Genomic DNA, 23,651 nt, shown 5'->3' with positions numbered 1-23,651 from the left:
CGTTACAGGAGTGATCGATGCGAGAACTGCTCGGCGTTCCGGCGCTCCGGGCCTACTACCCCGCGGCCACGCTGGCGCGACTCGGTGACGAGATGGTGGCCTTCACGCTCGTTCTGCTGGTGCTGGAGCGCACCGACAGACCGGCGCTCGCCGGGCTCACCGGTGCGGCCTACGCGCTGCCCGCGGTCATCTCCGGTCCACTGCTGGGGACCTGGCTCGACCGAACAGCAGCCCGGCGTACAGCACTCGGCCTGAACCAGGCTGTGCTCGGGCTGGTGATGCTGAGCCTGCTCTTCACAGCCGGACACAGCCCAGCCTGGACGACTCCGGCGCTCGCTGCCGTGGCCGGTGTGACCCTTCCGATGGTCAGCGGAGGCTTCACCAGCATGCTGCCGTCACTGGTGCCGAGTCACCTGCTCCCGAAGGCGAACAGCTGGGAGGCGGCGAGCTTCGGCGCAGCCACTATCACCGGACCGGCCGCAGCGGCGACCATCGCGGCCACTGTCTCTGTGGAAGCCGCTGTGGTCGTCATCGCCGTCACCGCGACGCTCAGCATCTTCGCCATCGCCCGGCTCCCAGCTCTGCCGGCCGCACTCGCTACGGACGAGCGCGAGCCCTTCCTGGCCTCGGTGGTCAGCGGTCTCGCCCACCTGGCCCGCACCCCGCGGCTGCGGGCCTCCACGATCACCAGCACGATGCTGATGGGCTCCGTCGGCGTCCTGCTGATCACGCTGCCGCTACACATGACCGCCCTCGGCGCTCCCCTCTCCAGCGCCGGCTACCTCTGGACCGCCCTGGAGCTCGGCAGCGTCACCACCGCGGTACTCCTGGGCCGCCTGCAGACCCGCTGGCGGCCGGAACTGGTGGTGATGGTCGCCGTCGCCGCCTACGGCCTGGCGATGACCACCTGGCCGCTGGCGACGACGTTCCCCGTCCTGCTCGTGCTGGCCGCAGCGACCGGTCTGTTCGAAGGCCCGATGCTCCCGGCCATGTTCGCCGCCCGCCAGCAGTACTCCCCCGTCGCCCTACAAGGCCGAGTCAGTACGACGGCCGCCAGCCTCCGCGTCGGCGCCGCCGCCCTCGGCCAGGCCGCCGGCGGACTGCTGGTCCCGGTCGTCGGCACCCACGCGGCGCTCCTGGCCGTCGCCATCTCGCTACTCGCCGCCGCAGGCATCGGCCGACTGTCCACGCCACGAGAGGCCGCCACACACACTCCTCACTCGACCGCACTTTGAGCACGGTTCAGCCATTTCTGAGGTCGATTCCTGGCTGACCGGTGCACAAAGTGCGGTCCCCGGTGAGAGGTGCTGTCCCCGGTGAAGGGTGCGATCCATGGCGAGGGCCGGCTCAGTCGAGGATGACCGAGCGGCTCAGGCTGCGCGGCTGGTCCGGGTTCAGACCCAGCGCCAGCGACTTGGCGACCGCCACTCGCTGGGCGACGACGAGCGACGCCATCGGATCGAGGTCGGCGTGGTGGACGATCGTGGCGCCGGTCGCCGCGATGTCGTCGAGCAGCCCCTCCGGCGTCTCGCCGAACAGCCACACCCCACGCCCCGGCTGCGCGATCGCGATCGGGCCGTGCCGGTAGTCCATCGCCGGGTACGCCTCGGTCCACGCCGACGCCGCCTCGCGCTGCTTCAGCCCGGCCTCGTGCGCCAGCCCGATCGTCCAGCGCGTCCCGAGGTAGCTCACCTGCTCCAGCTTGGCCAGCTCGTCGACGTCGATCGTCAACGCGGTCTCGGCGTCCGCCGCGGCCTGGGTCAGGTCCTGCCCGAGCGACGCCCGCAGCAGCGCCAGCGTCGTGGTCGCGAAGCGGGTCTGGACGACGGACTGCTCGTCGGCGAAGTCGAGCATGATCGTGTGGTCGGCCAGCTCGACGATCGGCGAACCGGGCGTCGCGGTGATCGCGATCGTCGGGACCGACGTACGGCGGATCAGGTCGAGCACCTCGGTCGTCGTACCGGACCGGCTGATCACGACGATCGCGTCGTACGAGCGGTCGAAGGCGAACTCGGAGCCGGCGAACGCGTCGGTCTCGCCCTGGCCGAGGTCCTCGCGCAGCGCGGCGTACGCCATCGCCATGAACCAGGACGTGCCGCAGCCCACCGCCGCGACCCGTTGACCGGACTGCGGGAGTGCGCCACCGTACTGCGCGAAACCGGCCGCGACCTGTCGCCACAGGGCCGGCTGGGTGGCGATCTCGGTGCTCACGAACGGGGTGTCGGTCATGTCGTCTCCGGAGATGTAATGGTCGAAACTGCTCGAACGTGATCGAATGGTGCCAACCGGCAGCCACCCGGCTGACCGATTGTGTAAAGGAGGAGCCCCGGGTGAAGCGTTATGAACGGCTGAACACGTTGCTCGAATCGCTGGCCGAAAAGGGCGCGATCGACGTCGACGAGCTCGCCGACCAGCTGCACGTGTCCGCCGCGACCATTCGCCGCGACCTGGACCACTTGGGCAAGCAGCAGCTCCTCACCCGGACCCGCGGCGGCGCGGTCGCCAACGCGGTCTCCTACGACCTGCCGCTGCGCTACAAAACTGCGCGTTTCGCGTCGGAGAAGCAGCGGATCGCGCAGGCCGCGGCCACCCTGGTCCGCCGCGGCATGGTGATCGGCATGAACGGCGGCACCACGATCTCGGAGGTGGCGCGCACGCTGGCGACCCGGCCGGAGCTGTCGGCCGAGCACGGCGAGCCGGCCTTCACCCTCGTCACCAACGCGCTGAACATCGCCAACGAGCTGATCGTCCGGCCGCACGTGAAGATGGTGCTCACCGGTGGTGTGGCGCGGCCGCAGTCGTACGAGATGATCGGGCCGCTGTCGCACCGGATCCTGGCCGACCTGTCGCTGGACATCGCCTTCATCGGCGTCGACGGTATCGACGAGACCGGCGCCACCGCCCACCACGAGGGCGAGGCGAACATCAACCAGCTGATCGTCAGCCGGGCCGCCAAGGTGGTCGTGGTCGCCGACTCCAGCAAGCTCGGGCAGCGCGCCTTCGCGCGGATCTGCGAGCTGAGCGAGATCGACACCCTCGTCACCGACGCCCAGGCCGACGAGTCGCAACTCGCGGTCTTCAAGGAGGCCGGCATCGACGTGATCCGGTCCTGACCGGTCGATCGTCCGCACGCGCCACCTCCCAGGGGTGATCTCTGACTCGTCAGCACGATCATATCTGATTGCCGTGGCAGTGTAATGAGCAAGACTGCGCAGTCCCAGCGCGGGAGACACGGAACCAGGACCCCAGGGCGCTAGGCTTTCGACGGATGAGGACTGCAGCGGCGAGACATTGGGAGGGCATCATCGCCACCGGCATCGACCCCGCGTCCTGGGCGTACGCCGAGGACTACACCGGTGAGACCGACACGGTCGCCGGTGCCCGGGCGAGCGCCACCGACAGCGGGGTGTCCGCGATCGGCCCCGGTGCCGCCTCCGCGCTGAGCGTCCTGGCCGCCGCCGTCGGCGCCAAGTCGGTGGTCGAGATCGGCACCGGTACGGGCGTCTCCGGCCTCGCGCTGCTGCGCGGGATGCGCCCCGACGGCACGCTGACCACGGTCGACATCGACGCCGAGAACCAGCGCCTGGCCCGCAAGACCTTCCTGGACGCCGGCGTCCCCGCGAACCGCTTCCGCCTGATCGCCGGCTCCGCCCTGGACGTCGTCACCCGCCTCACCGACGGCCACTACGACCTGGTCTTCTGCGACGCCGACAAGCGCGAGTACACGGCGTACCTGCACGAGGCCCTGCGCCTGCTCCGCCCCGGCGGCGTCGTCGCCTTCGACAACGCCCTGCACGGCGGCCGCGTCGCCGACCCGTCCCACCGCGACCCCGACACCACCGCCGTCCGCGACCTGATCCGAGCCATCCGCGACGACGACGACCTGGTCTCCGCCCTGCTCCCGTGCGGCGACGGCCTGTTGGCCGCGGTCAAGCGCGCGGAGTGATTTCGGTACCTTGAACACCTGATGGCGACCTCGGACAGGTTATTTCTTGTTCGAAGTCCCTGCTTGGTGTTCAAGGTCCCGCCTGCATGACCGGGCCGACGGTCAGCCAGTCGGCTCTGCGTGGCCCGTGAAGCGGGTGATTTCGTTCGTCACCGTGTGCCAGGCCTCGGTCAACGGGTCGATCAGCTCGTAGTGGCCGACGCCCTCGAGGCGGTCCAGGCGGGCTGTGGGGTGGGCGGTGAAGTAGGACTCCGAGATCGACAGTGGGACGCGTTTGTCGGCGGTGCCGTGGATGAGGGCTACCGGGGCGATCGGGGCCGGGAGGTGGGTCGGGTCCAGGTCGTTGCGGACGCCGGAGCTGATGAAGGCCTGTACGGCGCCGTCGTCGAGCCAGAGCTGGTCGGCGAGGAGGAGGTCGGCGACGGGGGCCAGGGCGACGACGCCGCGGAGCTGGACCGGGTTGAGGGTGGCGGCGGCCCACAGGGCCAGGTGGCCGCCGGCGGAGTGGCCGACGAGGACGTAGCCGGCGTGCAGGTCCATCAGGCGCGGGAGGCGGTCCAGGGCCTCGCGGATGTCGTTCGTGGTGAGATCGGGGTGCCCGGGGACGCGGCGGTACTCGATCGACGCGACCGGCCAGCCCTCGGCGGCCAGGGCCTCGCCGAGCGGTCGGGCGTGCACCCGGTCGTACTCCGGACGCCAGAAGCCGCCGTGCACGAAGACGACCGCCGGGCGGTACTCCTTGGCGTGCCAGACGTCGACGACGTGGTCGGCGTCCTCGCCGTACCGCAGCTGCTCGTCGGGCTCCCGGCTCTCGCGGGACAGCACCGAGCGGTCCTCGGTCATCCGGGCCTCCCCAGGTAACGCGTCGCGTTCGTCGTCAGCAGCTTGTGCCGCTGCTCGTCGGACAGGAAACCGGCCTTGCGCACCACCTCCCCGGCCGGGCGCTCACCCAACGGGTAGGGGTAGTCGCTGCCGACCAGCACCCGGTCCTCACCCAGCGTCTCGACCAGCAGTCGCAGCGGGGCCTCGTCGAACACCACGGTATCGACAAAGAAGCGGTCCAGATAGTGGCTCGGGGCATGCATCGACGCGCCGCGGACGATCTCGCCGCGCCGGCGCCAGGCGTTGTCCAGGCGGCCGACCCAGAACGGGAAGCTGCCGCCGCCGTGCGCGAAACAGATCCGCAGCTCCGAAGGCAGCCGGTCGAAGGCGCCGCCGAGAATCATCGCCAGCACCGAGAGATGGGTCTCCGCGGGCATCCCGGTCAGCCAGCGCGCCATCCAGCGGTCCAGCCGCGGGCCGCCCGGCATGTCCCACGGGTGCACCAGCACCGGCGCCCCGACCTCGGCACAATGGGTGAGGAAGGCAACGATCCCGGCGTCGTCGAGGTCCTGGTCGCCGACGTGGTTGCCGATCTCGACGCCGGCGTGCCCGGCGTCCAGGCAGCGATCGAGCTCGGCGCAAGCTGCGTCCGGGTCCTGCAACGGGACCTGGCAGAACGGCACGAAGCGTTCGTCGCCGTCGAGGGTCTCCAGCATCCGGTCGTTGAAGATCCGCGCCAGCTTGGCCGCCTGGTCGGCGGGCCGGTCGTAGCCGAAGAACACCGGTGTCGGTGAGACCACCTGGAGATCGATGCCGTCGGCATCCATGTCGGTACGCCGTACGCCGGTGTCCCACGCCTGCGGCCCGACCGGCCGGAACTCGGTCTCGCCGACCATGATCATGGCGGCCCGCTCGGAGTCGATCCGCAGCCAGGGCCACCCGGTGCCGCCGCAGGCCTCGGCCAGGTCGGGCCAGCCTTTGGGGACCAGGTGGGTATGGACATCGATCGTCATCGGGTCACCGGCGGAGGTCGGCGGCCATGCGGCCGGAGAGGTGGTCTGGGGCTGAGGCAGCGGCGGCCGGTTGAAGAGCGTGAGTGCGCGCGGCCGATGAGCGGAGCGCGCTCAGCGCCCCGCGCATCACGCCTTGCCCGGGTGCAGCGTGCCGCAGGACGGGCAGGTGCGGGCATCCTCGCTGTCGTAGAAGGCTTTGAAGACCGGTGGGAGGTCCTCGACGATGTCGGTGACCTGGAGCTCTACCTCGTGGACGACGGCGTTGCAGTTGGCGCAGTACCAGCGGAACTTCTCCAGGACGCCGGGTTCGCGGACGCGTTCGATGACCAGGCCGATCGACTCCGGGCCGCGCTGCGGGGAGTGTGGCATGTTGCGCGGCAGCACCCACATCTCGCCGGCGTTCACCTCGACCGTCGCGGGGCCGTCCTCGGTCATCACGTTGACGCGGAGCTGCCCGGAGATCTGGTAGAAGAACTCCTCGTACGGGTCGACGTGGAAGTCGGTGCGCTGGTTCGGCCCGCCGACCACCATTGTGATGAAGTCGTCGCCGGTCGGGAACATCTGCTTGTTGCCGACCGGCGGCTTGAGCAGGTGCTTGTTCTCCTCGACCCAGTCGGGGAAGTTCGTCGACTCCAGATTGACCATCGTCAGCTCCTCGGGATCGCCGCTACAGCTTGGATTTCGATCAACAGATGGGGATGCGGCAGTTGGTGCACAGCCACCGTCGTACGAGCCGGCCCGGTCTCGTCGAAGAACTCGCCGTACACCTCGTTGTACCCGCCGAAGTCGTTCATCGACACCAGGTACGCCGTGACGCTGACCAGGTCCTCCAGCCCGGCGCCGACCGATTCCAGGATGTCCCGGATGTTCTCCAGCACAGCGCGCGTCTGCACCCGGATGTCCAGCGCCGTCGTCCCCAGCGAATCCACCGACGCGCCCGCGATCGTGTTGTCCGGCAACCGGCTCGACGTCCCGGACACGAAAGCGAAGCCACCGGAGACCTTCACGTGCGGGAACCGCCCCCGCGGAACGGCTTTTCCAGGTACGACGGTCATGACAGCTCCACGCAGACGTTGGTGAGCTCGGAGTAGAAGTCCACCGAGTGGGTCCCGCCTTCGCGGCCGAGACCGGACAACTTGAGACCACCGAACGGCGTCCGCAGGTCGCGCAGGAACCAGGTGTTCACCCAGACCAGCCCGACGTCCAGCGCCGCTCCGGCCCGGTGCGCCCGCCCGACGTCCCGCGTCCAAACCGTTGCCGCCAGCCCATACTTGCTGTTGTTGGCCAGGGCGAACGCCTCGTCCTCGGCGTCGAACGGCGCGATGTGGCAGATCGGCCCGAACACCTCCTCGGTGTTCGTCCGCGACTCCGCGGGCAGTCCGGTGACGACCGTCGGTTGCACGTAGCAACCGTTGTCGCGACTGTCACCGAACGCCGGTACGCCGCCGCCGGCCAGCACCGTGGCGCCCTCGGCGCGGGCCAGGTCGTAGTACGAGAGCACCTTCGCGCGGTGGTCGTGCGAGATCAGCGGCATGTTCACGGTCGCCTCGTCGGACGGCCAGCCGAAGGTCAGCGCCTCGGCGCGGGCGGCCAGGCGTTCGCAGAACTCGTCGTAGACCGGGCGCTCGACGTACAGGCGTTCGGTGCACAGGCAGACCTGGCCGCCGTTGGTGAAGACCGAGCGGACCGAGCCGTCGATCGCCGCGTCCAGGTCGGCGTCGGCGAAGACCAGTCCGGCGTTCTTGCCGCCGAGCTCGAAGGAGACCGCCTTGACGCCGTCGGCCGCGGCCTTGGCGATCGCGGAGCCGGTCGCGGACTCGCCGGTGAACGTGATCGCGTCGACGCCGGGATGGGTGGTCAGGAACTCCCCCGCCGACGACGGCCCGAAGCCGTGCACGAGGTTGAACACCCCCTCCGGTACGCCGGCCGCCGCCATCACCTCGGCGAGCACGGTCGCCGACGCGGGCGTCTCCTCGGACGGCTTCACCACCACCGTGTTGCCGCAGGCAAGCGCCGGCGCGACCTTCCAGGTGAGCAGCAGCAGCGGCAGGTTCCAGGGCACGATGATCGCGACGACCCCGGCGGGCTTGCGGACGGCGTAGTTCAGCGCGCGCCGGCCGTCGGGCAGCGTGGTCGTGTAGGACTCGGTCGGCGTCGTCGTCGCGAAGTCCGCGAAGGCCCGGAAGTTCGCCGCGCCGCGCGGGATGTCGAGCGTCCGGGCTTGGCTGATCGACTTGCCGGTGTCGCCGACCTCGGCCGCGACCAGGTCGTCGAAGCGCCGCTCCAGCTCGTCGGCGACGCGGCGCAGTACGACGGCGCGGTCCTGCTCGCTCATCCGGCCCCAGGGGCCTTTCAGCGCGGCGGAAGCAGCCCCGACGGCCGCGTCCACGGTCGCGGCGTCGGCCTCGCACACGTCGAAGATGTGCGCGCCCGTCACCGGGCTGCGCTTGGCGAACGTCGACGTACTCTCGACGAACTCGCCGTTCACGAAGTTGCGCAGCAGCCCGGGCTCACTGACGACCCCGGTCAGCAGCTCGGAGCGCCACAAGGTCGTCATCGCGACCTCCGACGCAGCGCCCGAGCCAGCACGCCCACAGCACCGAGACCGACGACGACGCCGGCCCCGAGCGCCTGATGCTGCCGCCGCACCCGCTTCCGCACCTCGGCGTACGGCGTCGTCGTGAAACTCACCAACTCGTAGCGAGACACGTAGCGCCCCGGCAGCAACCGCTCGACAGCGTGCTCGAAGCGCTTTCCCAGCCGGAAGACCGGCGACGACACCTTGTCCCGCATCTCCACGAAGTTCGCCAGCGCCATCTCCGCGATCGCCTCGGTGTTGTCGCGGCGCCGCGCCTCGAACAACGGCAGCGCCCGCGCCCACGACCCACCGGTCTCGTCCAGGCAGCGGTCGAGCGCGACCACGTCCTCGAAGGCGCAGTTCGCGCCCTGCCCGTAGAACGGCACGATCGCGTGCGCGGCGTCGCCGATCAGCGCGGTCCGGCCGTGCGCCTGCCAGGGGTGCGTGTGCACGGTCCCGAGCACCCCGACCGGGTTGTGCAGGTAGTCGTCCACCAAGGAAGGGGCCAATGGCAACAGATCCGGGTAGTGCTCACCGAAGTACCCGATGATCAGCGCCGGTGTGGTCAGCGCGTCGAACGATCCCGCGGGCCAGAACAGCGTGCAGGTGAAGGACTTGTCCGGGTTCGGCAGCGCGATCATCATCGACGTACCGCGCGGCCAGATGTGCAGCGCGCCCGGATCCAGCGCGAACTCACCGTCCACGGGCGGGATCGACAGCTCCTTGTACCCGTAGTCCAGGAAGTCCACGTCGTCGACGATCGACCCGTCCCCGACGAGCTGCCCGCGCACGGCGGACCCGGCGCCATCAGCACCCAGTACGACGTCCGCCACCACCTGCACCACACCGGAAGGCGTCTCGAAGCCCATCACCCCGCCCTGCGAGTCGAGCGACACCAACCGGTGCTCGAACACCACCGACACCCCCGGCGCCTTCTCGGCGGCGTCCAGCAGCGCGTTGTTCAGCGCGCCCCGGCTGATCGAGTTGATCGCCCGGTCCTGCCCCGCGCTGTAGGCCTGGAAGTCCAGCGGCCCGTCGACCGGGTGGATCATCCGGCCCTTCATCGGCAGCGCGTCGGCCATCACCTCGTCGTCCAGCCCGATCCGGCGCAGCGCGTCCAGGCCGCGTTCGGAGATCGCCAGGTTGATCGACCGCCCGCGCTCGGCGCCACCGGTCCGGGGATCGGGGCGCCGCTCGTACAGGGTCACGGACAGCCCGCGCCGGGCCAGGAAGCAGGCGAGCAGACTGCCCGTCAGCCCGGCACCAACGATCGCGACAGTCATCTGGCCTCCGTCAGGCAGTCTCGGGTACGGCGGCTGCCAGGGCCTCCGCGGCACGCCAGCAGTCGTGGTAGAGCGAGTACAACGGCACCGGAGCCAGCCGTACGACGTCCGGCTCGCGCGCGTCGGCGATCACGCCGTACTCGAAGCGGAGCGTCTTGCACAGCTCCCCCGCCCGCAGCCCGCCACCGACGCGCACCGACAGCTGGGCCCCACGCCGCGCAGGATCTTTCGGCGTGATCACCTCCAGTGGCCGCGCCGGGGTCACCCCGTCGAGCAGCCGTTCCAGGTACGCCGTCAGCCGCAGACTGCGCTCACGCAGGACGTCGAGACCGACCTTGTCGAACAGCTCGTACGACGTCCGCACCGGGCTCATCGCGAAGATCGGTGGGTTCGACACCTGCCAGGCGTCGGCCGAGCGCGGCGGCCGCGACTCCGGCGCCATCTCGAACCGGGTGGCCGGCTCGGTGCTCCACCAGCCCTCGAACCGCGGCCGGTCGCCGCCGTGGTGCCGCTCGTGGACGAAGGCGCCGGCGAGCGCGCCCGGCCCGGAGTTCAGGTATTTGTACGAGCACCAGGCGGCGAAGTCCACGTCCCAGTCGTGCAGCTGCAGGGGAACGTTGCCCGCGGCATGGGCCAGGTCCCAGCCGACGACCGCACCCGCCGCGTGACCGGCGGCGGTGATCGCGGGGATGTCCATCAGCTCGCCGGTCAGGTAGTTCACGCCGCCGAGCAGCACCAGCGCGGTGTCGGCGCCGAGCTGGGCGATCACGTCCTCGGTGCGCAGCGTGTCCTCGCCGTCGCGCGGCCGCAGCCGCACGATCGCGTCGTCGGGATCGAGCCCGTGGAAGCGCGCCTGCGACCGTACGGCGTAACTGTCGGACGGAAAGGCCGAGTCCTCGATGACGATCCGGAAGCGCTCGGCAGCCGGGCGGTAGAACGAGACCATCAGCAGGTGCAGGTTGACGGTCAGCGAGTTCATCACCACGGTCTCGCTGGGCAGCGCGCCGACCAGGCGAGCGGCCGGTCCGGTCAGCAGCTCGTGGTACGGCAGCCAAGGGCGCTCGGCGTCCAGGTGGCCCTCGACTCCGAGAGCGGCCCAGGAGTCGAGGTCGGCGAGCAGTTCGACGCGCGTCGCCTTCGGCCTGAGCCCGAGCGAGTTGCCGGCGAAGTACGCGACGTCTGGATAGGGCCCACCGTCCACCGGTGGTACGTCGAACAGCTCACGGTAACCGGGGTCCGCCGCGTCCAGCTCGAGTGCCTCAGCCTCCGCGCTCACGCCTCGGCGGCCTCGTCCGCGGGCTCGGCGACAGCGGCCGGCGGGTCCACCACCTGCCCCTTGCCGAGCACGGTGACCCCGCCCTTGGACACGGTGAACCCCCGCGCCCGGTCGTGGTCCGGATCGACCCCGATCTCCACCCCCGGCGGCACCTCGACGTTCTTGTCCAGGATCACGTTCTTCAGCACCGCACCGGCGCCGATCTTGCAGTTGTCCATGATCACCGCCCGCTCGACGTGCGCGCCGGCGGCGACGATCACGTTCGAGCCGAGCACCGAGTGGTCGACGACCGCACCGGTCACGATCGAGCCCTGGCAGATGATCGACTCGCTGACCGTCGCGTGGTCGGTGAACTTCGCGCCCGGCAGCTGCGGGTGCGAGGTGAAGATCGGCCAGTCGGAGTTGTACAGGTTGAAGACCGGCTGGATCGAGACCAGGTCCATGTGCGCCTCGTGGTACGAGTCCAGCGACCCGACGTCGCGCCAGTACGAGCGGTCCCGGTCGAGCGCGCCCGGTACGTCGTTGTCCTTGAAGTCGTAGACGCCGGCCTTGCCCTCGGCAACCAGCATCGGGACGATGTCGCCGCCCATGTCGTGCCGGGACGCCGGGTTGGCCGCGTCCTTGCGCAGCGCCTCGACCAGCACGTCGGCGGAGAACACGTAGTTGCCCATCGAGGCGAAGGTCTCGTCCGGGGAGTCCGGCAGGCCCGGCGGGTCGGCCGGCTTCTCCAGGAACTCCGCGATCGTGTGCCCGTCGTCGGCGGTCTTGATCACCCCGAACTCGCTCGCCTCGGCGCGCGGCACCCGGATCCCGGCGACCGTCACGCCGTTGCCGCGGGCGATGTGGTCGGCGACCATCTGCGAGGCGTCCATCCGGTACACGTGGTCGGCGCCGAAGACCACGATGATGTCCGGCTTGGCGTCGTTGATCAGGTTCATCGACTGGTAGATCGCGTCCGCGCTGCCCTGGTACCACTGCGGGCCGAGCCGCTGCTGGGCCGGGACGCAGGTCACGTAGTTGCCGAGGAACGTCGACATCCGCCAGGTCAGCGTGACGTGGCGGTCGAGCGAGTGCGACTTGTACTGGGTCAGCACGCACAGACTGCGGATCCCGGCGTTGACCAGGTTGGACAGCACGAAGTCGATCAGGCGATAGCTGCCGCCGAACGGCACCGCCGGTTTGGCCCGGTCCGCCGTCAGCGGCATCAGCCGCTTGCCCTCGCCGCCGGCCAGCACGATTCCGAGAATTCTGGGTGCCTTCGCCATGTCCGCACCTTAGCCGTGGATCCCCGGTCGCATAAGACGCTTGCGAGTGTCGCCACACTGAGTACATGCCGACCCTCACCGAACCCACCACTGCCGTTCACCGATCGTTCCTCGCCGCGTGGGACGAGATCGAGGACGAACGGTGGATGGGCGCGGAGGCCGTCGACGAGACCTGGAGTCGTGCGCAGGCCGAGGATCCGGCGCAGTTCGCGCGGCTGGTCGCGGCGATCAGGACCGAGGCCGACGAGTCCACCGAGCTGCCGCCCGGCCTGGTCCACCAGACCGTGCTCTGGTACGTCGAGGGCGACGAGTGGCTCGGCCGCCTCTCGGTCCGACACGAGCTGACCCCGCCGCTGCTCGAGCTCGGCGGCCACATCGGGTACGTCGTACGCCCCTCGGCCCGGCGGCAGGGGCACGCCACCCGGATGCTCGCCGAGTCCCTCCCGGTCGCCGCCGGCCTCGGCATCGACCCGGCGCTGCTCACCTGCGACACCGGCCACGACGCGTCCCGCCGGGTGATCGAGGCGGCCGGCGGCGAGCTCGAGGACGAGCGCCACGGCAAGCTGCGTTTCTGGGTGCCCACCCGCGTTTCCTGATCTATGGTCGGGTCCATGAAGGTCGGCATCCTGACACGTGAGTACCCTCCGGACGTGTACGGCGGGGCCGGTGTGCACGTGGACTTCCTGGTCCGCGAGCTGCGCCGCCTGGTCGACGTCGACGTGCACTGCATGGGCGAGCCCCGGGCCGGCGCGACCGCGCACTCCGAGGACGACGCCCGGATCGCCGGCGCGAACTCCGCGCTCCGGGTGCTGTCCACGGACCTGACGATGACCGCCGGGGTCGGCGGCAGCGACCTGGTGCACTCCCACACCTGGTACGCGAACATGGCCGGCCACTGGGCCAAGCTGCTGTACGGCGTACCGCACGTGGTGACCGCGCACTCGCTGGAGCCGCGGCGGCCGTGGAAGGCCGAGCAGCTCGGCGGCGGCTACCGGCTGTCGAGCTGGGCCGAGCGGACGGCGTACGAGGCCGCGGACGCCGTCGTGGCGGTCAGCCGGGGCATGCGCGACGACGTGCTCGAGTGCTACCCGACGATCGACCCGGCGAAGGTCCACGTGATCTCGAACGGGATCGACGCCGACTTCTACCACCCGGACCCGGCCACGCACGTGCTCGACCGGCTCGGCGTCGACCGGAGCCGGCCGTACGTCACCTTCGTCGGCCGGATCACCCGGCAGAAGGGCGTTCCGCACCTGCTCCGCGCCGGGCTGCAGCTCGACCCGTCGGTGCAGCTCGTGCTGCTCGCCGGAGCCGCTGACACGCCCGAGCTGAAGGCAGAGACCGACGGCCTGATCGACGAGCTGAAGGCCGCCCGCGACGGCGTCTTCGTGGTCTCGGAGATGCTGCCGCGTGAGGACGTCCGGCAGGTGCTCACGCACGCGCTGGCGTTCTGCTGCCCGTCGGTCTACGAACCGCTCGGCATCGTGAACCTGGAGGCGATGGCCTGCGAGACCGCCGTCGTCGCGAGCGCGGTCGGCGGCATCCCGGAGGTCGTCGACGACGGCGTCACCGGCACGCTGGTCCGGTACGACGAGAACGACGTGCTGGCCTTCGAGCGGCAGCTCGCCGAGGGCATCAACGACCTGGTCGCCAACCCGGCCAAGGCCGAGGCGATGGGCAAGGCCGGTCGCGAGCGCGCGGTGTCCGAGTTCGGCTGGGACGCGGTCGCGGACCGGACGGTCGCCCTGTACCGCTCGCTGCTCGGGCAGTAGTAGAGGAAACCCCACCAGAGGTGTAGGGCCATCCCCATCCTCCGCGCGGCCGCGCGGGGGTTGGCTGGTGACATGAGATCCCGTGCCCGCAAGACCGTCGCCGCCACCCTCGCCACCGCCGCGCTGCTCGCGGCGCCCTTGTCGGCGTACGCCGCCGTCAGTCAGCCCACGCTCTCCCAAGCTGCGGTCAGCAGCGTTCACGTCCAGCGAGGCTCGCTGGTCTCCGCTGTGCCGGTCGCCCGGCTGTCGGCGGCCGACCTCGACAAGGCCGCCGCTGACACCGGCTTCCTCGGCTCACCGAAGTCCCGGTACGACGTCACGGCGTACCGGGTGATCTACCGGACCGTCGACCCCTGGGGCCGCCCGACCACCGCCAGCGGGCTCGTCGTACTGCCCGACGGGAAGCACGGCGCGCTGACCGTCGCCGAGTACCTGCACGGCACGATGGGCACCAAGGCGTACGCGCCGTCGGTCGACCCGGACTCCACCGACGCGCTGATCACCGCGCTGTTCGCCGGCAGCGGCCTGGCCGCCGTCGCGCCCGACTACCTCGGCCTCGGGCTCGGCCCCGGCCAGCACCCGTACATCGACACCCGCTCGGAGACCAGCGCGTCGGTCGACCTGTTGCTCGCGGCCCGTACTTTCGCGGCGCAGCACGGCGTGGTCCTGAAGCGCGACGTCCTCGTCACCGGCTTCTCCCAGGGCGGCCGCGCGACCCTCGGTGTCGCCCGGGCGCTGACCCGCGGCGAGGCCGGCCCGTTCCGCCTCGGCGCGGCCCACGCCGTCTCCGGTCCGTACGACCTGCTGGACGTCGAGCTCCCCGCGGTCTTCGACGGCCGCGTCGAGCCGCACGTGGCGACCCTCTACCTCGCGTACTTCGTCACGGCCTGGGACCGGACCGTCGGCCTCTACGACCATCCCCGCGACGCGTTCCGGCCGAAGTACGCGCCGATCGTCGAGGACCTGTTCGACGGCACGCACTCCGACGAGGAGATCTTCACCTCGCTCCCCGACGCGCCCGCGAAACTGTTCACGCCGGCCTTCCTGGCGAAGCTCCAGCACCCGACCGGGCGCTTCCGCCAGGCGCTCCGCGAGGCCGACCAGATCTGCCTCGACTGGACCTCCCCCGTGCCCGTGCACCTCTACACCGGCACCAAGGACACCGACGTCGTCGCCGCCAACGCGGACTCGTGCGCGACGACTCTCAACGCCCGTGTGCACTCGATGGGCGACGTCGACCACTTCGGCACGGCGATGGCGGCGTACCCGAAGATCGTTCGCACGTTCAGCCGGTGGGCGTCGTAAGACTCCCCAGGCTCCCCAGCAACTCGGCGCTCCGGCTGCCGGCCTCCGCGTGGAAGACCACCAGGATCAGATCCTCGTCGCCGCTCACCACGAGCTTTGTCGACGTCAGCTCCAGATCCCCCACCACCGGATGCCGCAGCCGGCTGACCCGCCCACGCTTCGGCCGTACGACGTGCTCGGCCCACAGCCGCCGGAACAGCTCGCTCTTCGCCGACAGCTCATCCACCAGCTCGACCAAGCGCGGGTCGTCGACCTCCGCGCCGACATGCGCACGCAGACTCGCGACGCCTTCCTCGACCGTCTCCTCCCAATCCCGCCGGAGCTCCCGCTCCGCCGGGTCGAGCACCACGGCGCGCAGCAGGTTCACCCCGGGCGTGTAGCTGGGCGAGATCGCCGCCATCAACGAGTTCACCGCGAGCACGTCGGTCAGCCGATTCTGCACGTACGCCGGGTTAGTCGCCCACCCGTCGATCAGCTGCACCATGCTCACCGGCACCTGCTCCCGCCGCGCCGTCCCCTCGCCCCGCGACCGCTCCCGCGTCAGCTCCCGCAGGTAGGCCCGGGCGTCGGCGTCCAGCTGCAACACGTCAGCCAACGCGTCCAGCACCTGCACCGAAGGATGCCGATCCCGCCCCTGCTCGAGCCGTAGGTAGTAGTCGGAACTGATCCCGGCGAGCAGCGCGACTTCTTCCCGCCGCAACCCAGGCACCCGCCGCAGTCCCCCACCGCGCAGTCCCACGTCCTCCGGCCGAACCAGCTCCCGCCGCGCCCGAAGGAAGGCTCCCAGCGGATTACGCTCCATGCCTCCACGGTAACCGCAGTCGACCCGCCGGCCCCGGCACCCGCGTCCCCCCGTCAGACGGCCAGGCCTGCGCCTCCTGCCACCAGGATCTCCTGCCCGGTGACATAAGCAGCGCCGTCCGAGGCCAGGAACGCGATCGTCTCGGCAGCGTCCTCCGGCGTCCCCAGACGACCGAACGGCGTGTTGGCAGCCATCCCCGCGAGCATCTCCTCGACCTCCTCCTGCGTCATCCCAGGCGTCGAGCGCAACATCGGGGTGTCGGTGTAACCCGGGCTCACCGCGTTGATCCGGATCCGCCGAGGCGCCAGCTCCAAGGCCAGCGTCGGAATCATCGTCAGCAACGCACCCCGCGAGCCCGCCGTGATGCTGTTACCGGTCAGCGCCCGACTGGCCCCGATCCCCGCGGTGACGACGATCGAAGCACCGTCGACCAGCAGCGGCAGCGCCTTCACGAGCGTGAAGTACTGCCCCTTGGTGTTCACGGCGAAGGCGTCGTCGAAGCAGCTCCGCGGTCGCCCTCCCGATCCCGCTCGTTCCGCCGGTGATCAAAGCCGCAGGTGCCGCCATCACTTCACTCCAACCAAAAGAGGACTATCTCGTCCACAAAATATTACACGGTGGTCCTCGCACTCCCAGGAACACCTGGGTACTCCCAGCGCGCCCACGCCCGGCGGAAAGTGGACGGTGAAGCACCTCTCCCCGAAAGGCACCCCGCATGAACAGCACCCTGAAGCTCGCCGACGACCTGACCATCACCCGGATGGGGTACGGCGCGATGCAGCTCGCCGGGCCCGGCGTGTTCGGTCCGCCGAAGGACCACGACCAGGCGATCGCCGTCCTGCGCACCGCCGTCGAGCTCGGGATCACCCACCTCGACACCAGCGACTTCTACGGCCCGTTCGTCACCAACGAGCTGATCAAGGAAGCCCTGCACCCCTACCCCGCGGACCTGCGGATCGTCACCAAGGTCGGCGCCCGCCGCGGCGCGGACGGCAGCTGGATCAGGTCCCGCGAGCCGCAGGACCTGAAGGCGCAGGTGCACGAGAACCTGGAGCATCTCGGCCTGGACGTGCTCGACGTCGTCAACCTGCGCGCGGGCGACAACAACGAGACCGACGACGAGTCGGTCGCCGAGCAGTTCGGCGCACTGGCCGAGCTGCAGAAGGAGGGCCTGATCCGGCACCTCGGGCTGAGCGGCGTCACCGGCGTACAGCTCGCGGAGGCGCAGGCGATCGCGCCGGTCGTCACGGTGCAGAACCTGTACAACCTGGCGCACCGCCGCGACGACTACCTGGTCGAGATCTGCGCCCGGGAGAACATCGCGTTCGCGTCGTACTTCCCGCTCGGCGGCTTCACGCCCCTGCAGTCCGGCACGCTGACCGCCGTCGCCGAGCGTCTCGACGCGACGCCGCAGCAGGTCGCGCTGGCCTGGCTGCTGCAGCGCTCGGCGACCAGCGTCGTCATCCCCGGCACGTCATCGGTCGCGCACCTGCGCGAGAACGTCGCGGCGGCCGACCTGGTCCTGCCCGCCGACGCGATCGCCGAGCTGGATGCGATCGGCGGGCCGACGCCCACCACCCACTAACCTCCGCCGCGAGCCCCTGAGGGTCCACAGCTGAGCGTGACGAGGGCGAAGAGGCCGAGGTTAGTGGGTGGTGGGCGTCCGCCAGACTCAGACGATCCCGGCGAGCGGCTCGTCCGACGTGAGCCAGGTGGTCAGCAACCGAGCGCCGGCGCCGGTCGAGCCGAGCGAGTACTCGTACTCGTCCCGCGGCGACTCCGCGATGCTCGACAGGTCGAGGTGCGCCCACGGGACGTCGCCGGCGAAGTTCTTCAGGAACAGCGCGGCGGTGATCGACCCCGGTCCCTTCGAGCTGTTCACCGAGTCGGCGACCGGCGTCGAGATCAGGTCGGCGTACTCCGCGGGCAGCGGCATCCGCCACAGCCGCTCGCCCGAGACCTCGCCGGCCGCGGCCAGCTGACCAGCCAGCGCGTCGTCGGTCGCGAACAGGCCGCCGTACAGCATCGAGCCGAGCGAGACCTTGATCGCGCCGGTCAGCGTCGCGATGTCGACGATCGCGTCGGGCTGCAGCTCGTTCACCGCGTACGCGAGCCCGTCGGCGAGCACCAGCCGGCCCTCGGCATCGGTGTTCTTCACCTCGGTGGTCCGGCCGCCGTAGTGCCGGATCACGTCGTCCGGCCGGTACGCCGTGCCCGACGGCATGTTCTCGGCCGCGCAGACCAGCCCGGTCACCCGGACCCGCGCGCCCAGCTCACGCAGCGCCGACATGGTCGCGATCACCGAGCCACCGCCGGTCATGTCGCGCTTCATCGACACCATCGACTCGCGCGGCTTCAGCGACAGGCCGCCGGTGTCGTAGGTGATGCCCTTGCCGACCAGCACGACGTACGGCGTGTCCTTCGTCGCGCCGTCCGGCGTGTAGTCGATCCGGATCAGCCGCGGCGGCCGGACCGACCCGGCGCCGACCGCGAGGATCCCGCCGAAGCCGTCGGCGGCCAGCTGCTTCTCGTCCCAGACCGTCACCTCGAGCCCGCCGTGCGCGGCCAGCTCGGTGGCGCGTGCGGCCAGCCAGGCCGGGTCCTTCTCGTTCGACGGCGTGGTCGCGAACTGGCGGGCCAGCCAGCCGGTCCGGCCGACCACCAGGCCGCGCTCGATCGCGGCCGACCGGTCGGCGTCGGTGCCGTCGGTCAGCAGGATCCGGCCGGCCACCGGCAGGCCGGGGTCGACGGTCTTGCGGTGGAACGTGAACGAGCCGAGCACGACGCCCTCGGCGAACGCCTGCAGCCCGTCGACATCGATGCCTTCGGCAACCAGTGTGGTGAGCTCGTCCTTGCCGCGGCCGAACCGGGCGACCGCAGCGCCGGCCTGGCGCAGCTCGGTCGGCGTACCGGCACCGGCGCCGACCAGCAGCACCTCGGTCACGTCGCCGGACAGCAGCGGGTACGCCGCGGTGGCGCCGGCCGCCGTACTGAAGCCGGTGTCGCGCTGCACCTCGAGCAGCCGGTCCAGGTCGACCCCGAGCCGCTCGCCGGCCTCCTTCGCGGCGGCCGGCAGACCGGCCTCGCCGACCACGACGACCCAGCTGGGGGCGCCGTGCACAGGGAGCCCGGGCTGCCAGGCGACGGCCGGCAGGGTCGGGAAGACGAACTTGGCGCTACGGCGAGCCACAGGAGACCTCACTGGATTTGATCGAACTACCCGGTTGTTACGTCCGCGACTTTACTTCTGGAGCAGAAGTAACAACCCCGGCGGGTGCCTGGTCCAGGCAGCCACCGGGGTTGTTACCGGTTGAATCAGGGTGCGCGTGGCGTCACCCCGTGAGGATCACATCAGCCGACAACGGCCTTGAGCGCGTTCCCCAGCTCGGTCGCCTCATCGGCGTTCAGCTCCACGACGAGCCGGCCGCCGCCCTCGAGCGGGACCCGCATCACGATGCCCCGGCCCTCCTTGGTGACCTCGAGCGGGCCATCGCCCGTCCGCGGCTTCATGGCCGCCATGCGCGCACCTCTTCCCTCATCCGGATGTACCGGGACCCATTATCCCCGATTCCAGGGGCGAAGGCGCGCACCATACGGCAGACTCAGGTCTCGTGCACGCCCGATCTGCCCTCTTCGACCTGTACGGCGACCACCTGCGTGCCCGCGGCGCGCGGGCCCCGGTGGCCGCGCTGGTCCGGCTGCTCGCGCCGCTGGGCGTCCAGCCGCCGGCGGTCCGGACCGCCGTGTCGCGGATGGTCCGGCAGGGCTGGCTGGAGCCGGTCCGGGCCGACGGCCAGCCCGGCTACGCGCTCACCTCCCGGGCGCGTCGCCGCCTCGACGACGCCGCCGTCCGGATCTACCGGACCGACCCCGACGACCAGTTCGCCGACGGGCCGGACGCCGTACCGGCAGCCACCGGACGGTGGGACCGGCACTGGCACCTGTGCATCCTGCGTGAGGTCCCGAACGCGCGCCGTCGCGAGCAGCTGGTGAGCCAACTTTCCTTCCTGGGTTGGGCTCCGCTGTCCGACGGCGCCTGGGTCGGGCTGCGCCACGACACCGAGGTCGACCAGATCCTGGCCGCCGAGGGGATCGCCGCGGACCGGTTCCGGGCCCCGGTCGACAACGACGCGGTCGAGTTCGCCCGGCGGGTCTGGAAGCTGGACGAGCTGGGTGCCGCGTACGACGCCTGGCTGGTCGACGCGAAGGCGTTGCTGGCCCGCGCCGAGGGCGAGGTGAGCGACGAGCAGGCGTTCGCCGTACGGTCTGAGCTGGTGCACGAGTGGCGCAAGTTCCTGTTCGTCGACCCGGGCCTGCCGGCCGAGCTGCTGCCGGCCGGCTGGGCCGGTGCGCGGGCCGCCGAGTTCTTCGATTTTCACGCGGCCCGGCTGGGCCACGCGGCCGGGCGTTTCGTGGACAACTGCCTGACCGTTCATTGATCTTTCTCACCGAGTGTTGGGAGCCCGCGACGATGAGTGACTCTGTGGTGTACGACGTGACCGACGGGATCGGCACCATCCGGCTGAACCGGCCGGACGCGATGAACTCGCTGGACACCGCCACCAAGGTCGCGCTCCGCGACACCGTCCGCGCCGCGGCCGAGGACGACGCCGTCCGGTGCGTCGTCCTGACCGGGACCGGCCGGGCGTTCTGCGTCGGGCAGGACCTGAAGGAGCACATCGGGCTGCTCGAGGCCAACGACATGGACGCGCTCTGGTCGACGGTCCCCGACCACTACGCGCCGATCGCGCTGGCACTCGCCGAGATGCCGAAGCCGGTGATCGCCTCGCTGAACGGCGTCGCCGCGGGCGCCGGGGCGTCGATGGCGTTCGCGTGCGACTTCCGGGTGGTCGCGGACACCGCGGGCTTCAACTTCGCGTTCACCGGTATCGCGCTGTCCTGCGACACGGGGATCTCGTGGACACTGCCGCGGCTGATCGGCCAGGCGAAGGCGACCGAGCTGCTCTACTTCCCGCGGACGATCCCCGCCGCCGAGGCGCTGACGCTGGGGCTCGCCACTTCGGTGGTCCCTGCTGCCGACCTCGACTCCGCAACCGCCGATCTCGCCACCAAGCTGGCCAACGGGCCGACGCAGGCGTACGCCGGTGTCCGCCAGTCCCTCGCGTACGGCGCCTCGCACTCGCTCGCCGAGACCCTCGCCTTCGAGGCCGGCAAGATGCAGTCCACCGGCAGCACCGCCGACCACCGCAACGCCGTCGCCTCCTTCGTCGCCAAGCAGAAGCCGACCTTCGAGGGCCGGTAGCCGCGTTCACCTGCTGTTCAGGGTCGGCTGCGTACGATCACGCGTTTCTGTCGCAGCCGACCCCGAGGAGCCCGCGGATGACCGAGCGCCCGCACCACCTGCACCTGCCGCACCCGCACCGGACGCCGGCGTCACCTTCGGACGGCGGCACGTCCGACGGTCGCCCGGCGGCCGACGGCCGCTCGGCAGCCGACGACGTGGCCGAGGCCGAGGAGTCGGCGGCGTTCGACCTGGACACCGACCTCGGCCAGCCGCACGCCCACCCGGACGCGCCGGCCTTCGACGCCGCGCGGGACGTCGCGTTCGGGACCGACGTCGGGGAGTGACTCAGCGGGCGATGCAGTCGACGAGGTGATCGTTGACGATCCCGGTCGCCTGCATCAACGCGTAACTCGTGGTGGGGCCGACGAAGACGAACCCCTTCTTCTTCAGCCCCTTCGCCATCGCCACGGACTCCGGCGTGGTCGCCGGCACGTCCCCGATCGTCTTCGGTGCTGTTTGTTTCTCCGGCTGGAATGACCAGAGAAACTCGGTCAGCTCCCCCTCGTTCAACTCCAGCAACGCCCGAGCGTTGGTGATCGCCGCATTCACCTTCAACCGGTTCCTGACGATCCCCACATCACTCATCAGCCGCGCACGGTCCTCTTCCCCGTACGCCGCGACCTGCACCGGATCGAACCCGGCGAACGCCTTCCGGAAGTTCTCCCGCTTCCGCAAGATCGTGATCCACGACAGCCCAGACTGAAACCCCTCGAGCGTCATCCGCTCGAACAGCCCCCGGTCGTCCCGGATCTCCTTCCCCCACTCGTCGTCGTGATAGGCGACGTACTCCGGCGCCGAGACAGCCCAGTCACACCGAGCCAGCCCGTCCGCCCCGAGAACACTCACCGGTTGGAACGCCCGACCACACCCGGCCCGGCGCTGTGGCGCCCGCGGGGGGCTTCGGTTGCCGCCGTGTCGTCCGCAGCACCACCCAAGCTGTCAGCCTTAGGTGCGCCGGCCACCGGAGCATCGGACCCCGCCGGCGCGACATCCGCGTCAGTTACAGCCGCGGGCTCAGCATCTGCCTCGGTGGCCTGGTCAGCGAGCTCGCGCCCGCCGGTCGGCAGCTCGCCGGTAGCGGGTGACGCCGCCGATGCATCCCCGGCGGGCGCCTGCGCCGTGGGCGCGTGCTCGACGGGAGTCGTGTCGGCGTCCGTCGTACCGCTCGTCGGGCGCCAGCTGCCCTCCTCCAGCGGCAGCTCCTCCGGCTGAGGTGGCGCGGGCGGCGGCACGTGCTGGAACCACGGCTCAGCCTCCGCCTGGGGCGCCGCTTGCTGGGTGGTCGGCTCCTGGGCGCCGAGCTGGTCCAGGGTCGGTGAGTACTCGTCGACCTGGCGCGTCTGGTAGTCGTACGGGCTCGCCTGTGTCGCAGGCGGCAGCGCGGGATCCGGCGGGAGGACCGGCTCCTCCTCGGGCTCCGGCGGAAGCACTGGGTCCGGCGGAAGCACTGGGTTGGGCGGCGGCGCCAACGGATCTTCCTGCGGCTCCGGCACCGGTCCCTCAAGACCTTGAGCATCCACCGGTTGTACGTCGGCAGCCTGCACCTCGGGTGCGGCGTACTCGCGGGCGTCAGCGCCCTGCGGCTGCTCGGCGTACGTGTGCGTGTCAGCGGCAGCCTGCGGCTCGGGTGCTGCGTGCTGCTGCGCCTCGGGTGCGGCGTACGGGTACGCCTCGGCGGCTACCGGCGGGGCGGCGACCTGCTCGGCGGTCTGCGGCTGCTCGGCGGGAGCGGAGTGCGCCTCCGCGGCAGCCTCCGCGGTGGGCGGCTGCGCGGCGGCGGGCGCCTGCTGAGCCTCGGTCGCAGGCTCCCCGGCCGGGAAGTCTCCTCCGACGAGGATCGGCTTCTGGTAACCCGTGTCGTCGAAGTCCGTCGGGTCGTAGTCCGCTCGCGACGCGAAGCCCGCACCCTCCGGTCCGTGCAGGATCGGCGTGACCGCCCGCTCGAGGTCGGCGATGCGGCGGTCGCGTTCGGCGACCTCTCGGCCGAGGCGCTCGAGCAGGCCGTCGACCTCGTCCATCCGGTAGCCGCGGACGGTGACCGCGAAGCGGGTGGTGGCGATGTCGTCGGACGACAGCGCCTGGCGGGCGGGGACGGAGACGTCCGGCCGGTCGTCGTAGGCAGGGCTCATCGCGCCCCAGCGCCCGGAGGCGACGACGGCGACGGCACCGATCAGGACGACGACAACGAGCCCGAAGAACCACATCACGGGACCGATCGTGCCACGCCGGGGTGCACCGGCGCACAATCACCGCGGGTTTCCGCCGCCGAGACCCCGGTCAGCAC

24 protein-coding genes and 1 pseudogene are annotated in these 23,651 nt (G+C 70.8%); 10 read left to right on the top strand and 15 right to left on the bottom strand.

All coding sequences use genetic code 11. The features are described from left to right. Positions 1-17: 17 nt before the first annotated feature. Positions 18-1,235: an MFS transporter gene (locus tag ACZ6Z4_RS24320; protein ID WP_465568786.1), complete on the top strand. Its 1,218-nt coding sequence runs from the start codon at positions 18-20 to the stop codon at positions 1,233-1,235. Positions 1,236-1,347: 112 nt separating this feature from the next. Here ACZ6Z4_RS24320 and ACZ6Z4_RS24315 read toward each other — a convergent pair whose 3' ends face one another. Then, positions 1,348-2,229, bottom strand: coding sequence for an SIS domain-containing protein (locus tag ACZ6Z4_RS24315; protein WP_465568784.1), 882 nt, complete (start codon positions 2,227-2,229; stop codon positions 1,348-1,350). Between the two features lie 101 nt (positions 2,230-2,330). Here ACZ6Z4_RS24315 and ACZ6Z4_RS24310 point away from each other — a divergent pair, with 101 nt between their 5' ends. Both ACZ6Z4_RS24310 and ACZ6Z4_RS24305 read left to right on the top strand, forming a co-directional pair. Continuing rightward, a complete protein-coding gene (locus ACZ6Z4_RS24310; RefSeq protein ID WP_363665225.1) occupies positions 2,331-3,113 on the top strand; it encodes a DeoR/GlpR family DNA-binding transcription regulator in 783 nt (260 codons plus the stop codon). Between the two features lie 155 nt (positions 3,114-3,268). After that, positions 3,269-3,946, top strand: a complete 678-nt coding sequence (locus ACZ6Z4_RS24305) for an O-methyltransferase (protein WP_465568781.1) — start codon at positions 3,269-3,271, stop codon at positions 3,944-3,946. Positions 3,947-4,048: 102 nt separating this feature from the next. Here the strand turns inward: ACZ6Z4_RS24305 and ACZ6Z4_RS24300 are convergent, their stop codons facing one another. From ACZ6Z4_RS24300 to glgC, 8 genes are all read right to left on the bottom strand, one after another. Continuing rightward, a complete protein-coding gene (locus ACZ6Z4_RS24300) occupies positions 4,049-4,789 on the bottom strand; it encodes an alpha/beta hydrolase (RefSeq protein WP_465568779.1) in 741 nt (246 codons plus the stop codon). Then, positions 4,786-5,781, bottom strand: coding sequence for an amidohydrolase family protein (locus tag ACZ6Z4_RS24295; protein WP_465568777.1), 996 nt, complete (start codon positions 5,779-5,781; stop codon positions 4,786-4,788). Before ACZ6Z4_RS24295 ends, ACZ6Z4_RS24300 begins: the two co-directional genes overlap by 4 nt. A 126-nt stretch (positions 5,782-5,907) precedes the next feature. Then, positions 5,908-6,426 carry a 3-hydroxyanthranilate 3,4-dioxygenase gene (locus ACZ6Z4_RS24290; protein ID WP_465568774.1) on the bottom strand — a complete coding sequence of 173 codons (519 nt, stop codon included), beginning with the start codon at positions 6,424-6,426 and terminating at the stop codon, positions 5,908-5,910. A gap of 2 nt (positions 6,427-6,428) precedes the next feature. Then, a complete protein-coding gene (locus tag ACZ6Z4_RS24285; protein ID WP_465568771.1) occupies positions 6,429-6,836 on the bottom strand; it encodes a RidA family protein in 408 nt (135 codons plus the stop codon). Then, positions 6,833-8,338 (bottom strand): 2-hydroxymuconic semialdehyde dehydrogenase, encoded by a 1,506-nt coding sequence (locus ACZ6Z4_RS24280; RefSeq protein ID WP_465568768.1) that lies wholly within the window; start codon positions 8,336-8,338, stop codon positions 6,833-6,835. Before ACZ6Z4_RS24280 ends, ACZ6Z4_RS24285 begins: the two co-directional genes overlap by 4 nt. Then, a complete protein-coding gene (locus ACZ6Z4_RS24275) occupies positions 8,335-9,642 on the bottom strand; it encodes an FAD-dependent oxidoreductase (protein WP_465568765.1) in 1,308 nt (435 codons plus the stop codon). The genes ACZ6Z4_RS24280 and ACZ6Z4_RS24275 overlap by 4 nt, the downstream gene beginning before the upstream one ends. 10 nt (positions 9,643-9,652) lie before the next feature. Next, positions 9,653-10,918 (bottom strand): kynureninase, encoded by a 1,266-nt coding sequence (kynU, locus tag ACZ6Z4_RS24270; RefSeq protein ID WP_465568762.1) that lies wholly within the window; start codon positions 10,916-10,918, stop codon positions 9,653-9,655. After that, positions 10,915-12,183: a glucose-1-phosphate adenylyltransferase gene (glgC, locus tag ACZ6Z4_RS24265; protein WP_465568759.1), complete on the bottom strand. Its 1,269-nt coding sequence runs from the start codon at positions 12,181-12,183 to the stop codon at positions 10,915-10,917. The genes kynU and glgC overlap by 4 nt, the downstream gene beginning before the upstream one ends. A gap of 65 nt (positions 12,184-12,248) precedes the next feature. On the opposite strand from glgC, the gene ACZ6Z4_RS24260 reads away from it, so the two are divergent. The 3 genes from ACZ6Z4_RS24260 (at position 12,249) to ACZ6Z4_RS24250 (ending at position 15,260) form a co-directional block, all read left to right on the top strand. Then, on the top strand, positions 12,249-12,779 hold the full coding sequence (locus ACZ6Z4_RS24260; protein ID WP_465568756.1) for a GNAT family N-acetyltransferase: 531 nt from the start codon (positions 12,249-12,251) through the stop codon (positions 12,777-12,779). 15 nt (positions 12,780-12,794) lie between these two features. Next, complete coding sequence (glgA, locus tag ACZ6Z4_RS24255; protein WP_465568753.1) at positions 12,795-13,955, top strand: glycogen synthase; 1,161 nt, start codon at positions 12,795-12,797, stop codon at positions 13,953-13,955. A gap of 72 nt (positions 13,956-14,027) precedes the next feature. Next, positions 14,028-15,260: an alpha/beta hydrolase family protein gene (locus ACZ6Z4_RS24250; protein WP_465568750.1), complete on the top strand. Its 1,233-nt coding sequence runs from the start codon at positions 14,028-14,030 to the stop codon at positions 15,258-15,260. On the opposite strand, the gene ACZ6Z4_RS24245 is transcribed toward ACZ6Z4_RS24250, so the two are convergent. Both ACZ6Z4_RS24245 and ACZ6Z4_RS24240 read right to left on the bottom strand, forming a co-directional pair. Beyond that, entirely contained in the window at positions 15,241-16,062 is an 822-nt protein-coding gene (locus ACZ6Z4_RS24245; RefSeq protein WP_465568747.1) for a helix-turn-helix domain-containing protein, read from the bottom strand. The genes ACZ6Z4_RS24250 and ACZ6Z4_RS24245 overlap by 20 nt on opposite strands. A gap of 53 nt (positions 16,063-16,115) precedes the next feature. Next, positions 16,116-16,559: pseudogene (locus ACZ6Z4_RS24240) on the bottom strand (SDR family oxidoreductase); the annotation flags it as partial. A 218-nt stretch (positions 16,560-16,777) separates the two neighbouring features. Here ACZ6Z4_RS24240 and ACZ6Z4_RS24235 point away from each other — a divergent pair. Then, complete coding sequence (locus ACZ6Z4_RS24235; protein WP_465568744.1) at positions 16,778-17,647, top strand: oxidoreductase; 870 nt, start codon at positions 16,778-16,780, stop codon at positions 17,645-17,647. A gap of 87 nt (positions 17,648-17,734) precedes the next feature. Here ACZ6Z4_RS24235 and ACZ6Z4_RS24230 read toward each other — a convergent pair whose 3' ends face one another. Then, positions 17,735-19,252, bottom strand: a complete 1,518-nt coding sequence (locus tag ACZ6Z4_RS24230; RefSeq protein WP_465568742.1) for a leucyl aminopeptidase family protein — start codon at positions 19,250-19,252, stop codon at positions 17,735-17,737. Between the two features lie 161 nt (positions 19,253-19,413). Beyond that, positions 19,414-19,581, bottom strand: coding sequence for a DUF3117 domain-containing protein (locus ACZ6Z4_RS24225; protein ID WP_012923066.1), 168 nt, complete (start codon positions 19,579-19,581; stop codon positions 19,414-19,416). Between the two features lie 92 nt (positions 19,582-19,673). On the opposite strand from ACZ6Z4_RS24225, the gene ACZ6Z4_RS24220 reads away from it, so the two are divergent. The 3 genes from ACZ6Z4_RS24220 to ACZ6Z4_RS24210 all read left to right on the top strand — a co-directional run bounded on the left by ACZ6Z4_RS24220 (position 19,674) and on the right by ACZ6Z4_RS24210 (position 21,651). Further along, the gene (locus ACZ6Z4_RS24220) at positions 19,674-20,501 is read left to right on the top strand and encodes a PaaX family transcriptional regulator (RefSeq protein WP_465568735.1); all 828 of its coding nucleotides are present in this window, start codon (positions 19,674-19,676) and stop codon (positions 20,499-20,501) included. A 32-nt stretch (positions 20,502-20,533) separates the two neighbouring features. Further along, a complete protein-coding gene (locus ACZ6Z4_RS24215; RefSeq protein WP_465568732.1) occupies positions 20,534-21,325 on the top strand; it encodes an enoyl-CoA hydratase/isomerase family protein in 792 nt (263 codons plus the stop codon). 77 nt (positions 21,326-21,402) lie between these two features. Next, the gene (locus ACZ6Z4_RS24210) at positions 21,403-21,651 is read left to right on the top strand and encodes a hypothetical protein (RefSeq protein ID WP_465568729.1); all 249 of its coding nucleotides are present in this window, start codon (positions 21,403-21,405) and stop codon (positions 21,649-21,651) included. A 1-nt stretch (position 21,652) separates the two neighbouring features. On the opposite strand, the gene ACZ6Z4_RS24205 is transcribed toward ACZ6Z4_RS24210, so the two are convergent. Further along, positions 21,653-22,213, bottom strand: coding sequence for a DNA-3-methyladenine glycosylase I (locus ACZ6Z4_RS24205; protein WP_465568726.1), 561 nt, complete (start codon positions 22,211-22,213; stop codon positions 21,653-21,655). Further along, a complete protein-coding gene (locus ACZ6Z4_RS24200) occupies positions 22,210-23,571 on the bottom strand; it encodes a DivIVA domain-containing protein (protein WP_465569268.1) in 1,362 nt (453 codons plus the stop codon). The genes ACZ6Z4_RS24205 and ACZ6Z4_RS24200 overlap by 4 nt, the downstream gene beginning before the upstream one ends. Positions 23,572-23,651 lie beyond the last annotated feature (80 nt).

This window comes from Kribbella sp. NPDC104740 (assembly GCF_055583505.1).
Note: the sequence above shows the minus strand (reverse complement) of the source record. Positions and strands in the feature narration are given on the sequence as shown.

What these genes read in the sequence shown, in the direction of transcription:
- ACZ6Z4_RS24320 (WP_465568786.1), top strand. Translation starts at nt 18, where the DNA reads ATGCGAGAACTGCTCGGCGTTCCGGCGCTCCGGGCCTACTACCCCGCG.
- ACZ6Z4_RS24315 (WP_465568784.1), bottom strand. Translation starts at nt 2,229, where the DNA reads ATGACCGACACCCCGTTCGTGAGCACCGAGATCGCCACCCAGCCGGCC.
- ACZ6Z4_RS24305 (WP_465568781.1), top strand. Translation starts at nt 3,269, where the DNA reads ATGAGGACTGCAGCGGCGAGACATTGGGAGGGCATCATCGCCACCGGC.
- ACZ6Z4_RS24300 (WP_465568779.1), bottom strand. Translation starts at nt 4,789, where the DNA reads ATGACCGAGGACCGCTCGGTGCTGTCCCGCGAGAGCCGGGAGCCCGAC.
- ACZ6Z4_RS24295 (WP_465568777.1), bottom strand. Translation starts at nt 5,781, where the DNA reads ATGACGATCGATGTCCATACCCACCTGGTCCCCAAAGGCTGGCCCGAC.
- ACZ6Z4_RS24290 (WP_465568774.1), bottom strand. Translation starts at nt 6,426, where the DNA reads ATGGTCAATCTGGAGTCGACGAACTTCCCCGACTGGGTCGAGGAGAAC.
- ACZ6Z4_RS24285 (WP_465568771.1), bottom strand. Translation starts at nt 6,836, where the DNA reads ATGACCGTCGTACCTGGAAAAGCCGTTCCGCGGGGGCGGTTCCCGCAC.
- ACZ6Z4_RS24280 (WP_465568768.1), bottom strand. Translation starts at nt 8,338, where the DNA reads ATGACGACCTTGTGGCGCTCCGAGCTGCTGACCGGGGTCGTCAGTGAG.
- ACZ6Z4_RS24275 (WP_465568765.1), bottom strand. Translation starts at nt 9,642, where the DNA reads ATGACTGTCGCGATCGTTGGTGCCGGGCTGACGGGCAGTCTGCTCGCC.
- glgC (WP_465568759.1), bottom strand. Translation starts at nt 12,183, where the DNA reads ATGGCGAAGGCACCCAGAATTCTCGGAATCGTGCTGGCCGGCGGCGAG.
- ACZ6Z4_RS24260 (WP_465568756.1), top strand. Translation starts at nt 12,249, where the DNA reads ATGCCGACCCTCACCGAACCCACCACTGCCGTTCACCGATCGTTCCTC.
- glgA (WP_465568753.1), top strand. Translation starts at nt 12,795, where the DNA reads ATGAAGGTCGGCATCCTGACACGTGAGTACCCTCCGGACGTGTACGGC.
- ACZ6Z4_RS24250 (WP_465568750.1), top strand. Translation starts at nt 14,028, where the DNA reads ATGAGATCCCGTGCCCGCAAGACCGTCGCCGCCACCCTCGCCACCGCC.
- ACZ6Z4_RS24245 (WP_465568747.1), bottom strand. Translation starts at nt 16,062, where the DNA reads ATGGAGCGTAATCCGCTGGGAGCCTTCCTTCGGGCGCGGCGGGAGCTG.
- ACZ6Z4_RS24235 (WP_465568744.1), top strand. Translation starts at nt 16,778, where the DNA reads ATGAACAGCACCCTGAAGCTCGCCGACGACCTGACCATCACCCGGATG.
- ACZ6Z4_RS24225 (WP_012923066.1), bottom strand. Translation starts at nt 19,581, where the DNA reads ATGGCGGCCATGAAGCCGCGGACGGGCGATGGCCCGCTCGAGGTCACC.
- ACZ6Z4_RS24215 (WP_465568732.1), top strand. Translation starts at nt 20,534, where the DNA reads ATGAGTGACTCTGTGGTGTACGACGTGACCGACGGGATCGGCACCATC.
- ACZ6Z4_RS24210 (WP_465568729.1), top strand. Translation starts at nt 21,403, where the DNA reads ATGACCGAGCGCCCGCACCACCTGCACCTGCCGCACCCGCACCGGACG.
- ACZ6Z4_RS24200 (WP_465569268.1), bottom strand. Translation starts at nt 23,571, where the DNA reads ATGTGGTTCTTCGGGCTCGTTGTCGTCGTCCTGATCGGTGCCGTCGCC.